The sequence below is a fragment of the Polaribacter sargassicola genome (genome assembly GCF_021991835.1).
Classification (GTDB): Bacteria; Bacteroidota; Bacteroidia; order Flavobacteriales; family Flavobacteriaceae; genus Polaribacter; species Polaribacter sargassicola.
In genome coordinates, this window is sequence record NZ_JAHDAU010000008.1 from 110197 (window position 1) to 123740 (window position 13544).

At 29.2% G+C, this 13544-nt stretch carries 12 protein-coding genes; 8 read left to right on the top strand and 4 right to left on the bottom strand.

Translation table 11 applies throughout. The features are described 5' to 3' along the window. Window positions 1-16 precede the first annotated feature (16 nt). Genes KI686_RS13165 through KI686_RS13175 form a run of 3 tightly spaced genes read right to left on the bottom strand, consistent with a single transcriptional unit; the run spans window position 17 to window position 1525 of the window. Window positions 17-559 (bottom strand): hypothetical protein, encoded by a 543-nt coding sequence (locus KI686_RS13165; RefSeq protein ID WP_237589789.1) that lies wholly within the window; start codon window positions 557-559, stop codon window positions 17-19. 41 nt (window positions 560-600) lie between these two features. Further along, window positions 601-1029 (bottom strand): hypothetical protein, encoded by a 429-nt coding sequence (locus KI686_RS13170; protein WP_237589790.1) that lies wholly within the window; start codon window positions 1027-1029, stop codon window positions 601-603. Continuing rightward, window positions 1010-1525 carry a GFO_1088 family ECF-type sigma factor gene (locus KI686_RS13175; protein WP_237589791.1) on the bottom strand — a complete coding sequence of 172 codons (516 nt, stop codon included), beginning with the start codon at window positions 1523-1525 and terminating at the stop codon, window positions 1010-1012. Before KI686_RS13175 ends, KI686_RS13170 begins: the two co-directional genes overlap by 20 nt. A 132-nt stretch (window positions 1526-1657) precedes the next feature. Between KI686_RS13175 and KI686_RS13180 the strand changes: the two genes are divergently transcribed. The 8 genes from KI686_RS13180 (at window position 1658) to KI686_RS13215 (ending at window position 11945) form a co-directional block, all read left to right on the top strand. After that, window positions 1658-1999, top strand: coding sequence for a HopJ type III effector protein (locus KI686_RS13180; RefSeq protein ID WP_237589792.1), 342 nt, complete (start codon window positions 1658-1660; stop codon window positions 1997-1999). A 75-nt stretch (window positions 2000-2074) separates the two neighbouring features. Continuing rightward, the gene (locus KI686_RS13185) at window positions 2075-3436 is read left to right on the top strand and encodes a dihydrolipoyl dehydrogenase family protein (protein WP_237589793.1); all 1362 of its coding nucleotides are present in this window, start codon (window positions 2075-2077) and stop codon (window positions 3434-3436) included. Window positions 3437-3553: 117 nt separating this feature from the next. Beyond that, complete coding sequence (locus tag KI686_RS13190; RefSeq protein WP_237589794.1) at window positions 3554-4504, top strand: tRNA-dihydrouridine synthase family protein; 951 nt, start codon at window positions 3554-3556, stop codon at window positions 4502-4504. Window positions 4505-4886: 382 nt separating this feature from the next. After that, the gene (gene katG / locus KI686_RS13195; protein WP_262913999.1) at window positions 4887-7163 is read left to right on the top strand and encodes a catalase/peroxidase HPI; all 2277 of its coding nucleotides are present in this window, start codon (window positions 4887-4889) and stop codon (window positions 7161-7163) included. 142 nt (window positions 7164-7305) lie between these two features. Continuing rightward, entirely contained in the window at window positions 7306-9039 is a 1734-nt protein-coding gene (locus tag KI686_RS13200; protein WP_237589795.1) for a M28 family peptidase, read from the top strand. A 200-nt stretch (window positions 9040-9239) separates the two neighbouring features. After that, window positions 9240-10250: a dipeptide epimerase gene (locus tag KI686_RS13205; protein WP_237589796.1), complete on the top strand. Its 1011-nt coding sequence runs from the start codon at window positions 9240-9242 to the stop codon at window positions 10248-10250. 2 nt (window positions 10251-10252) lie between these two features. Continuing rightward, the gene (locus tag KI686_RS13210) at window positions 10253-11275 is read left to right on the top strand and encodes an aminotransferase class I/II-fold pyridoxal phosphate-dependent enzyme (protein WP_237589797.1); all 1023 of its coding nucleotides are present in this window, start codon (window positions 10253-10255) and stop codon (window positions 11273-11275) included. Window positions 11276-11291: 16 nt separating this feature from the next. Continuing rightward, entirely contained in the window at window positions 11292-11945 is a 654-nt protein-coding gene (locus KI686_RS13215; RefSeq protein WP_237589798.1) for an N-acetylmuramoyl-L-alanine amidase, read from the top strand. A 78-nt stretch (window positions 11946-12023) separates the two neighbouring features. Here the strand turns inward: KI686_RS13215 and KI686_RS13220 are convergent, their stop codons facing one another. Then, on the bottom strand, window positions 12024-13535 hold the full coding sequence (locus tag KI686_RS13220; protein ID WP_237589799.1) for a SusD/RagB family nutrient-binding outer membrane lipoprotein: 1512 nt from the start codon (window positions 13533-13535) through the stop codon (window positions 12024-12026). Window positions 13536-13544: the final 9 nt, after the last annotated feature.

Genomic DNA, 13544 nt, shown 5'->3' on the forward strand with positions numbered 1-13544 from the left:
GGGAATTTCATCAAATTTAATTTATTAACGTCTTTGTTGTAATAATTACAACTCCATTTGGCGCACCGTATAATTTTAAAGCCTCTTCGCCTTTTAGAACTTGCATTTTTTTTATTTGATATGTTTCTAGCTTATCTAATACTTTTCTATCAGTAACTTTACCATCTACAATGATCATTGGTTGCTTTTTATCATCTACTTCTTTATCATTTTCTTTTATTTGTAATTTTGTTTTAGCTCCTATTTTTAAATTTGTTACTTCTAATTTAGAGGTAATTGCCGCATCTGAGTCTTTTGTCTTTATCAAAATAACTCCATTTGGTGCGTTGTATTTTTTCATGGCTTCTTCTCCTTTTACAACAAATACAGATGCAATTCTGTCTTGGTCAATTAATTCCATAGGAAAATCAAATATTTTATCATCTACATAAATTATAGGTTTAGCACCTTCTTTTAGTTGTACATATAATTTTTCTTTTTCTTCCTTTTTATCTTCTTGAGCATTAATTATTGTTGTAAAAAACAACATTGTTAAGGCAATTAATAATACTTTTTTCATCTTTTTGTATTTAAAATTTGTGATTATTTTTAATGGATATTTTATTCTGTTTTAGTGTAAACTATCAATAAATCACTCTCTACTAAAACATTATATTTTGGTTTAGATTTATCAAACTCTATAAACATATTTTTTGCTTCGTTAAGTAAAGCTTCTTTTTCTTCATTACTTAAACTTTCATTTTTTATGTTATTCATAAAAAGTGTACTTATAAATAAAACAGACGCAGCAACGGAAATTAAGCCGATTTTAAATCGATTGTTTTTTGATGTTTTTTTATCAAAAGATTCCCATAACTTATCATTAAAATTGTCCGGAGCAACCTTTTTATTTTTCTTTACAAAAGAAGCCCAAGTTTTAATTTCGGGTTCTGATTCGTTAACATTATCAAACAACTCTTTTTCCTCTTCTAAAGAACTTGTACCCGATTTATATTTATCCATCAAATTTTTAATATTCTCCTCGCTCATAATTGTATGTTTTTTCTAATGTTACACCTATAAACTTTCTTGCTCTAGATACTAAAACTCTAGCATGTTCTATCTTTATTTCTAGCGCTGCTGCAATTTCTACAAACTCATAACCATCAAGATCACGCATTATAAAAACTTCTTTTTGTTGTTTTGGTAATTGCTTTAAAATGTTTTTAATTATGCTGTTTAATTCTTGCCACTCTATATCTGTATGATTATTTGTAGACTTTACTACACTTAAAGCCCCTAAAGAATCCTCTAACAATACTTTCTTTTTTCTTAATACATCTAAACAATAATTACGAGCCGTTAAAATAACAAAACCTTTAATGTTTGGATGTTTATCTAACTCTTTACGTTTATTCCAAAGTTTTATCATTATTTCTTGTATGGCATCTTCTGCTTTCGGTTTACTACCAAGCATACGAGCAACCATGGGATAAATAAATCCTGATAATGAAAATACTTTGTTTTTAAAGTCTTCTTTGATCATTCTATATATATAACGTTAAAGTATCTATATTTATAACAGCTAATTGAATTTTTATTTTTCAAATATTTAAAATTTCTATTTCACTTGTATTATTTTTACCTTTTTAATAGAAGACTATTTTAAATAATAAATATGACAATTCAAGAATTTAAAACCAAATTAAAATCAAATACTTCAGAAATTGCCTTTGCAGAAACCATGCAAGTAATAGAAGACAATTATAATTTTACACCAACTGCTTTTACAAACGGAGAAATAGAAAATAAAGCTGGAGAAAACTCTGGTTCTTGTAAATTGTTTGCTTTTGCTAAACTTGAAAACTTAACAGAAGACGAAACTTTAACTTGTTTTGGTGAACATTATAAAAATGTTTTAGAAGATGAAAACGGTAATTCTCATCAAAATATTAGAAATTTTATGAAAACTGGTTTTAAAGGTTTAAGTTTTGATGGAGAAGCGTTAGTTTTAATTTAAAAACGTCAATATTTATTTCATAAGGGCTCATTTCTGTTTGTTTTCTATTTTATTTTTGATAAAAATCAAAAAATTATGGAATCTAAACATTATGATGTTTTTGTAATTGGAAGTGGAGTTGCAGGACAAACAGCTGCCAAAGTTTGTGCAAAAAACAACCTTAAAGTTGCAATTGCAGATAAAAGAGAATTTGGCGGTACTTGTTCTAATAGAGGTTGCGATCCTAAAAAAATCTTATTACAATTTGCTGATTTAGTAAAAAAATCAAAACAATTAAAAGGTTTAGGTGTAAAAAAAATACCTAAAATAAACTGGGGAAAAATTCAAGAATTCAAATCGAATTACACAAATAGAATTCCTAAAGCTACCGAAGAAAATTTAACCGAATTAGAAATTGATCTATATCATCAATCTCCAAAATTCATTACAAAAAATGAAATTACAGTTGAAGGCAAAAAAATTACTGCAGATAAATTTGTAATTGCATCTGGTTTAGTTCCTAGAAAATTATCTTTTGATGGCGCAGAATTTCTTGAAACAAGTGATGATATTCTTAAGCTGAAAAAAATACCTAAATCTGCAATTTTTATTGGTTCTGGTTATGTTGGTATGGAGTTCTGCTATTTATTATCAACTCTAGGTTGTAAAGTTACCATGATTGATAAAGGTAGCAATGCTCTTTCTCTGTTTGATAATTTTTTAACGAGTAAATTAGTAGAAGATTTAGAAAAAAATGGTGTAGAATTTATTTTTGATGCAACTATTAAATCTGTACAAAAACTAAAAAAGAATAAAAAAATTACCTTTAAAACTGAAGGAAAAACGAAATCTATAAAAGCTAGAAAAATTATAAATACTTCTGGTAGAGTTCCGGCAATAGAATTATTAAACTTAAAAAAAGCAGGTATTAATGCTGATAAGACAGGCGTAATTGTTGATAATTTTTTAAATAGCAAAACCAACAAAAACGTATATGCTTGTGGTGATGTTTCTAGCAAATCTTTACCATTAACACCGCTTTCTGGTTTACAAGGTTATATTGTTGGCAATAATATTGTTAACAGCAATACAAAGAAATTTACAGATCCTTTAGTACCATCTGTAGTTTTTACAAATCCTAATTTGGCAAGTGTTGGTTATTCAGAAAACGAAGCCAAAAACAGATACAAAGACATAATTGTTTACAAAGGTGATGCAAAAGAATGGTATAGCGCTAAAAAAGAAAATGCTGATACTTATGCATATAAAATCATTATAAATAAAAGAACAAAAGAAATTATTGGAGCTCATTTATTAAGTGCTCAAGCCTCAGAAACCATCAATATTTTTGCAACTGCAATTAACAATAACATGACGGCAGATGAATTTAAAAAAATGATTTTTACCTACCCTACATATTCTAATGATTTAAAAAACATGTTTAAAAACGAATTATAAGCTTTACATTAACTACTTTATAAATGTATATTTTATAAAATAACGATTCTTTTTGTAGTACATAAACAACTATAAAACTCATTAAAAGTATGCTATATTTGCATAACTTTATTATTTATGAATCAGACACTTTTATCTTCTCCTTTACAAGGTTTTACCGATTATAAATTTAGAAACGCTTTTAATCATTTCTTTGGTGGTATAGACACTTTCTACTCTCCGTATATTAGGTTGAATGGTAAATTTGTGATCAAAAATTCCTATCAAAAAGACATTATAGCAGAAAACAATACTGATTTAGAAGTTATTCCACAAGTAATAACCAATGATGTTGATGAGTTTTTGTTTGTTTCTAAATATGTGCAAGAGTTAGGTTACAAAGAGTTAAATTGGAATTTAGGTTGCCCTTATCCAATGGTTGCAAAACGCGGCATGGGTTCTGGTTTAATAAATGATGCTGAAAAAATAAATAGCATTCTTCATAAAATTCATAACGAATCTGATATTTTAGTTTCTATGAAAATGAGAATGGGTTATGACAATCCGGAAGAAATTTTAGATGTTTTACCTATTTTAGACAAATATCCATTAAAAAACATTGCCATCCATGCAAGAATAGGAAAGCAACTTTATAAAGGAGGAACAGATTTAGATGCTTTTCAAAAATGTTTAGATAATACAAAACATAAAATGTATTACAACGGAGATATAACTTCTGTTGCCGCTTTTAAAAAACTACAAGAACGTTTTCCTTCTATAGATCATTGGATGATTGGTAGAGGATTAATTGCAGATCCTTTTTTACCAAGTATGATTAAAAAAAACACTACTGAATATCCTAAAAACAGATTTCACTTATTTAATGATTTTCACGATCGTATTTATCAAGAATATGATGCAGCTCTTTCTGGTCCAACACCAATTAAAATGAAAATGTTAGGCTTTTGGGAATATTTTTCTCAAAGTTTTTCTAATCCTCATAAAACATATAAGAAAATTAAAAAAGCAAGTAACAAAAAAGCTTATGAAATTGCTGTAAGAGAAATTTTTAAAGAAGCTACAACATAAGCTTCCTTAAAAAGCAAGCAATATTATTCCTTTTTTACTTTTATTTTTTTAACTCCTTTAAACCTCTTTGATAAATTATTAACATCGGTTAAATTCTTAGGTTAAATTTTCATCAAATAGTTAATATTTTTTCTTTTTTGCGATAAAATCACTATTTTAGATACCTAAAAATTAACACATTAATAAACAAAACTCAAATCTTATACTTTTTTAATTTAAATAAATTTTTACAATAATATAAAAAAACTATGTAAATTTATTTTTAATAGATAATTACTATTCGATTATAAAACAAGAGAATTATATTATTGATCAATCGAAGAACAAAAAGAATAGATTTGTAAAATAAAATTAAACATACAATCTCATATATCTTATAAAAATGGAAAATCAAAAACACACAAATTCATCTAACGATGAAAGCAAATGCCCATATCATCAAGCTCAACAAGATCAGGCATCTCCAATTTCTAAAGAAAATGAAGAACAATCAAATAGCACATCTTCTTCAGGAAAATGCCCTGTAATGCATGGCGCAAATACTTCTAATAAAGATACTGTTATGGAGTGGTGGCCTAATGCACTTAATTTAGATATTTTACACCAACACGATACTAAAACAAATCCTTTAGGAGAAGAGTTTGATTATCATGAAGAATTAAAAAAATTAGATATAGAATCATTAAAGAAAGACATGCATGCTTTAATGACAGACAGTCAAGATTGGTGGCCTGCAGATTGGGGTCATTATGGCGGTTTGTTTATTAGACTTTCTTGGCACTCTGCAGGATCTTACCGTATTTCTGATGGACGTGGTGGTGCAGGATCTGGTAATATTCGTTTTGCTCCTTTAAACTCTTGGCCAGACAACGTTAGTTTAGATAAAGCGAAACGCTTATTATGGCCTATTAAAAAGAAATATGGAAACAAAGTTAGTTGGGCCGATTTAATAGCATTAGCTGGTACAATTGCTTATGAAAGTATGGGCTTAAAAACATATGGTTTTGCTTTTGGACGTAAAGATATTTGGCATCCAGAAAAAGACACATATTGGGGTTCTGAAAAAGAATGGTTAGCTCCTAGTGATGAACGTTATGATGATGTAGAAAGTCCATCAACAATGGAAAATCCTTTAGCTGCAGTGCAAATGGGATTAATTTACGTAAACCCAGAAGGTGTTAACGGAAAACAAGACCCTTTAAAAACAGCTGCACATATTAGAGAAACTTTTGCTCGTATGGCAATGAATGATGAAGAAACAGTTGCTTTAACCGCAGGTGGACATACAGTTGGTAAAACTCACGGTAATGGAGATGCTGGTCTTTTAGGACCAGAACCAGAAGCTGCTAATGTAGAAGAACAAGGTTTAGGATGGACAAACCCAAGTAACTCTGGTAAAGGACGTTACACAGTAACAAGTGGTCTTGAAGGTGCTTGGACAACAAACCCAACAAAATGGGATGGAGGATTTTTCGAAATGTTATTTAATCATGAATGGGAATCTGTTAAGAGTCCTGCAGGAGCTTTACAATGGGAACCTGTATCAATTAAAGATGAAGATAAACCTGTAGATGTAGAAGATGCAAGTATTCGTCACAACCCTATGATGACGGATGCAGATATGGCAATGAAAGTAGACCCTATTTATAGAGAAATTTCATTAAAGTTTATGAATGACCAAGAGTATTTCTCTGAAACTTTTGCTCGTGCATGGTTTAAATTAACACACAGAGATATGGGACCAAAAGAAAATTATTTTGGACCTGATGCTCCTAAAGAAGATTTAATTTGGCAAGACCCTGTGCCGGCAGGAAAAACTGATTATGATGTAGAAGCAGTAAAAGCAAAAATAGCATCATCTGGTTTGTCTATTTCAGAAATGGTAAATACTGCTTGGGACAGTGCTCGTACATACCGTGGATCTGATATGCGTGGTGGAGCAAACGGAGCTCGTATTCGTTTAGCACCACAAAAAGATTGGGAAGGTAACGAACCAAAACGTTTAGCATATGTATTGTCTGTTTTAGAGCCAATTGCTGCAGAATTTAATATTAGTATTGCAGATACCATTGTTTTAGCTGGTAATGTAGGTATAGAACAAGCTATTAAAGCTGCTGGTTTCAACACTACGGTTCCGTTTACTCCAGGAAGAGGTGACGCTACAGATGAAATGACAGATGCTGATTCTTTTGCTCCTTTAGAGCCTTTGGCTGACGGATATCGTAATTGGGTTAAAAAAGATTATGTAGTTAGCCCAGAAGAATTAATGTTAGACCGAACTCAATTAATGGGCTTAACTGCTCCAGAAATGACAGTTCTAGTAGGAGGAATGAGAATGTTAGGTACAAATTACGACAATACTAAACATGGTGTTTTTACTGATAAAATTGGTGCTTTAACAAATGATTTCTTTGTAAACTTAACTGATATGGGTAACACATGGAAACCTATAGAAAACGGATTATATGAAATTAGAGACCGTAAAACAGGAACTGTAAAATGGACTGCTACACGAATGGATTTAGTTTTTGGCTCTAACTCTATTTTACGTTCTTATTCAGAAATTTATGCTCAAGATGATAATAAAGAAAAGTTTATAAATGATTTTGTAAAAGCATGGACAAAAGTTATGAATGCAGATAGATTTGATTTAAAATAAACAAATAGTATTTTTTTGAAAAAAAAGAAGCTTTGATAAATTATCAAAGCTTTTTTTGTTTTAATAATTTATATTCTAAAAGTAGATTTTAATAATAACTCCATAAAAAATATTACTTTTAAAATATAAATCAATCCTTATTATGTTTAAAAAAAGAATTCTTTTTTTCCTATGTCTATTAGTACTTACAAATTGCACCAATAAACAGCCTCTAAAATTATCTAAAAACAATTACTCTAATGAAATAAATAAAGATTTTACAGGTAATTTAGCTTACAAAACAACTTCTTTTGTAGAAAAATATTGGCGAGTTGTAGGTAATAATGGCTTTAATAAAAGTATTTATAAAATAGCTGAAGAACTCGAAAATGCAGGTTATGTTTTAGAAAAAAATGCTACAGAAAGAGATATTTTAACGTACAGAATTGAAAAAAGGCCTCTTATAAAACCCACATGGGAATCTGTTGATGCAACGGTTACTATAAACAAAGAAAAAGAACCTTTATTGCAACACACAACTAATAGAAATATGATTGCTTTAAACTCTTACAGCACTCCTAAAGAAGGAATTACTGCAGAAGTAGTTTACATAAAAGATCTTAAAAACATTTCTAACATAAATATAAAAGGAAAAATAGTTTTTGCAGAAACAAGTCCTTACAGAATATTTAAAGCTGCTATTATTGAAGGAAAAGCAGCAGGGATTATGACGTATAATAATCCTGATTATTTACAACCAGAAAAAAACACAACTTCTATTCAGTTTCGTTCTATACCTTTAGACACCGTAAATAAGCCTTGGACAATTGCATTGTCTTATGCTGCAAAAGAGCAACTAAAAAAATCTATAGCAAAAGGAAAAACGATTTTAAATGTAAAAATTGAAACCAATATTTATCCATCAGAAGAATTAACAATTATTGCCGATATTAAAGGAAGTGAAAAACCAAAAGAACGTTTAGTTTTTAGTGCTCATGTACAAGAACCTGGCGCAAATGATAATGCTACTGGAGTAGGTGTTGCTTTAGAAATGGCTTGTTTAACATCAAAATATATTCAAGAAAGAAGATATCAACCAAAAAGAACTTTAACTTTTTTATGGGGAGACGAAATTGTATCTACCAGAAGATATGTACAAGAAGATTCTATTAGAGCAAAAGACATTAAATGGGGAATTTCTTTAGATATGGTTGGTGAAGACACCGAAAAAACCGGAGGTACTTTTTTAATTGAAAAAATGCCAGATCCTAGTGCTATTTGGACTCGCGGAAATGACAAGCATACAGAATGGGGTGGTTCTAAGATGAGTTTAGAGCAAATGAAACCACATTATTTAAATGATTTTTTAATTGATAAATTTAAAGAACAAGGCAAAAAATTTAATTGGATTGTAAATACAAATCCGTTTGAAGGAGGTAGCGATCACGTTCCTTTTTTAAGAGAAAACATACCTAGTGTTTTATTTTGGCATTTTACAGATCAGTTTTATCATACAGATAATGATCGAATTGATAAAGTTTCTAAAAGCACATTAAAAAATGTAGGAACTACTGCTTTAATAGCGGCTTATACACTTTTAAATGCTGATGAAAATACAGCTAAATCTATTTTAAAAGACTTAGAAAAATCTGCCATAAATCGTTTAAACGAAGAATTAAAGCAAAGTACAATTGCTTTAAGTAAAGGAGATTCTTTATCAACACAAATAAAAATAATTACAGCTTGGAAAGATTGGTATTTAAAATCTTTTGAAACAACTTCTGATATGGTTTCAGATAAAAAACTTATCAATACTGAAATTAAAAACTCAAAAAAGAAAATAGATTCTATTTCTTTATCTATCATTAAAGTATTAAATAAAAAAGATCCTTTTTAAGACAGATATTAAATAAATTTAACCTTACATAACGTTAATATTTAAGATAGATAAACGGATTTCGTATCACATTTTTGCCTCAAAAATTGTAAACAAAATCTGTTCTAACTCTAGAGGTATTACTAATTAGATATTTTTATATTTTTAATAAAATATCATAATCTAATTTTATAACTTTACGATAAATATAACTTTTATAAATGGAAATTAAACTACATTCTTTTAACCTAGAATTAAAACATACATTTACTATTTCTAGAGAATCTCACGATTTTCAACCTTCTTTAGTAGTGGAATTAATTGATGATAATATTAGTGGTTTTGGTGAAGCAACTTCTAACCCTTATTACAACATTACTGTTGATAACATGATGGCTATCATCCAAAAAAACTTATCTTTTATAAAATCTTTATCAGAAGAAAAACCTGCTGATTTTTGGGCAAAACTAAAACCTTTATTTACAGAAAACATGTTTGCTTTATGTGCTTTAGACATGGCTTTTAATGATTTAAATGCACGCAAACAAAACAAAAAGTTATACGAAGTTTGGGGTTTTAATATCAATAAAAATCCTATGACAGATTATACCATTGGTATAGATTCTGTAGAAAAAATGGTTGCTAAAATGCAAGAATTACCTTGGCCAATTTATAAAATAAAATTAGGAACCAAAAACGATATAGAAATTGTAACGGAGCTTAGAAAACATTCTGATGCAATTTTTAGAATTGATGCTAATTGTGGATGGACGGCTGATGAAGCAATTGAAAACTCTTACAAATTAAAAGAATTAGGTGTAGAGTTTTTAGAGCAACCTTTAAAAGCAAATGATATTGAAGGCGCTAAAAAACTATACAAAAATTCTGCTTTGCCAATTATAGCCGATGAAAGTTGTATTATAGAAAGTGATGTAGAAAAATGTGCAGGCTTATTTCATGGTGTAAATGTAAAACTCACAAAATGTGGTGGTTTAACACCCGGAAAAAGAATGCTAGAAAAGGCAAAATCTTTAGGCATGAAAACCATGGTAGGTTGTATGACAGAATCTACAATTGGTATTTCTGCAATTGCACACCTTTTACCTCTTTTAGATTATGTAGATATGGACGGAGGTTTACTTCTTAAAAAAGATATTGCAGAAGGAATTACAATAAAAGACGGAGTAATTTCTTATGCTGATAGAAATGGAATTGGAGCTTCTTTATTATAATTATGCAATTAGACAAAACCCCCAACACAACTGCATTTTTAAACCGAAAAGAGTATTTATATTTTAGCGGAACTTCTTATTTAGGCGTTGGTGCATTAACAGATTTTCAAGAATTAGTTGCAAAAGCAATTAAAAAATGGGGAACTTCTTACGGCAGTTCTAGAAACGCAAATATAAAATTATCTATTTATGAAAAAGCTGAAATTTATTTGGCCAATTTTTTAAATACAGAAACTAGTGTTAGTGTTTCTTCAGGAACTTTGGCTGGTCATTTTACAATTAAAGCATTAAAAAATCTTGTAGATGCTTTTTATTTTATGCCCAAAACTCATCCTGCAATTTTACCTGAAAATGCATTTCCTATTTTTGAAAACTTGGAAATAAATAAGGAGTTAAAATCTATAAAAAACAAGAAAATTAGTATTCTTTTAGACGGTATTGCCGCATTTGAAACAAAACCTTTTTCTTTAAATTTCTTAGAAGAAATAGATCCTTCTAATACTATTTATTTAGTAATTGATGAATCTCACAGTTTAGGCATATTAGGAGATAATGGAAATGGAGTTTCAAACTTAATTCCTAAAAAGAAAAACCTAAAAGTAATTATTACCTCTTCTTTGGGTAAGGCATTCGGAATTAATGGTGGTGTTATTGCTGGAGATTTAAGTTTTATAAACCTTATTAAAAAAGACAATCTTTTTATTGGTTGTGCAGGTATGAGTCCGGCTTTTTTAGAAGTATTTTTAAGCGCACAAGAAATCTATAAAAAACAATTAGTAAAACTTAAAAATAATATTGATTATGTTTTTGAAAAATTAAAAGGAAATTCTTTAATATCTATTGATAAATCATATCCTGTTTTCTTTCATTCTGATGAAAAAATAGAACAAATTTTATTAGATAAAAACATTCTAATTACTTCTTTTTACTATGCAACGAGTTCTAAAAAATTTAATAGAATAGTTTTAAATGCAAATCATACAAAAGAACAATTAGACTTCTTAGTTAACGCTATTAACAAATAATCTAAATCTATTAATTATGAAAACAAAACTATATTTTCTATTATTACTTGGTATTATATCATGCAATAAAGAACCTAAAATTATAGATAAACCAATAGAATTTGGAGAATTAAGAGAACAATTAACTTTAGATTACATGAAATCTCATTATGGTATTGTACAAGATTCTCCAATAATTGATCCTAAGATGATTGTAATACATTGGACAGCAATACCTACACTAGAAAATTCTTTTAAAGCTTTTGTAAACACAAAAATAGGAAGCCACAGAACCAAAATTAATACTGCCAGTCAATTAAATGTTTCATCACAATTTATGATTGATCTTGACGGAACTATTTATAGATTAATGCCAGAAAATTATATGGCAAGACATGTTATTGGGTTAAACCATTGTGCAATTGGTATAGAAAATGTAGGTGGAACAACCGATATTCCTTTAACAGAAAAACAACTAAAAGCTAACATTTGGCTTGTTAAATACCTAAAAAATAAATACGATATTGATTATGTTATTGGACATTATGAATATACTAATTTTGAAAACCATAAACTATGGTTAGAAAAAGATAAAGGCTACAGAACTAAAAAAACAGATCCAGGTAAAGATTTTCTTTTTAAAGTTAAAAATGCCACTAAAGATTTAGGTTTTAAAGAAACACCAAATTAAAATTACTAAAACAAAACCCAGTAGAAATTAACTAACTTCCACTGGGTTTTTAATAAATAAAAAACAAATACAATAATTTTATTCTTCTACATTCCACCACAGTGGTGTTGTTAATCTAACACTTGCAGTATTATCTGGCATGTTTTCATAATTTCTATCTTCTTCATTATACTCATACATCATTGCTTGAATCCAATCATCTTCTCCCGGGAAAATAGTTAAATTCACATTTACAGGTCTTTCTAATCCTGGGTAAATTTCATCACTATAATCCATTCTTCTCATATCAACCCATGTTTCTGGATCAAAAAGTAATGTTATATATTTCTGAATCATTATATGGGATAATGTTATACCAGATACACCTATTTCTTCATCCATTTTAGCTAAATAAGCAGCTGTTTCAGATGCTGTTGCTTCTGCTTTTTCAAAATCTGCTTCAACCCCCGCTTTTAAAGCCGTATAAGCTCCTGTGTTATCTCCTTTTCTTAATCTAGCTTCTGCTTCTATATATTTAACCTCACTATAAGTCATCATGTAAGTTGGCGCTGTTGGACTTGTGTAAAAACCACCATTTCCTACAGAATAATTGTCTCCACCAGTTGCATTATCTGGCAACGGACCTTCACCAATTTTTACACCTTGATAACCTCCGTTTACCGCTTCTGGCACAATAATTTTAAGACGAGGATCTTCATAAGGAGAATCTAGATTTAGTGAATTTTTTAATAACTCTACAAAAAAGTGTGAAAAGTAATCTACCCTAGAGCTTCCATAACCTCCTACAGAAAATGGTTGACGATCATTTTCTGCTTCACCTCCACCATAAGATCTAAAAGCATTATCTGCATTAGATTGTAATGCTAAAGAACAAGCTTCTATAATTGCATCTGCATCATAAGCCATGTCGCCAGAACTCTTTTTACTTAAGTGATTTAAATAACGCGCCTTTAAAGCATAAGCTAATCTAATCCATTGTTCTTTATTTCCATTATAAAAAACATCACCACCATTTGCATTTAATTCAATATCACTTGGCTCGTTAATTTGCTCAATTGCCTCATCTAACATTTCTAAAATACCTTGATAAACGGCTTCTTGAGTTTCAAATTTTGGAGTTAAATTTAATGACGATACTCCATCATAAGTTTCTGTAAAAACAATATCTCCGTATTGGTCTGTTGTAGTACCAAAACCATATGCTCTTAAAATTTTACCTACAGCTATAAAGTTTGGCGAATTATGTTTTTCTCCTAAAACAATTAAATCTGCTGTATTTGGTAAAGAATATACATATGCGTTTTGCCATAAAAAGTAACTCCCTGTAGTTAAATAACTACTCCAAGTTTCTGAGTAATAATTAGCTACATTTTGAGCTCCGTGTTGTGTAATACCCAAAACCTCTCTACTACCTCTATAAATAACACCCGTAAACATATTTTCTATGGCTCCTTTTATACGGTATTGTGGGTCTAACGATTGTGTTGTTGGCGCTGTTTCTGAACTATTTACATCAAAATAGTCATCGGAACATGATAAAAACACTATACTAACTAATAGTATAAAAATTGTATATTTTAAATGTTTCATTTTTTATAT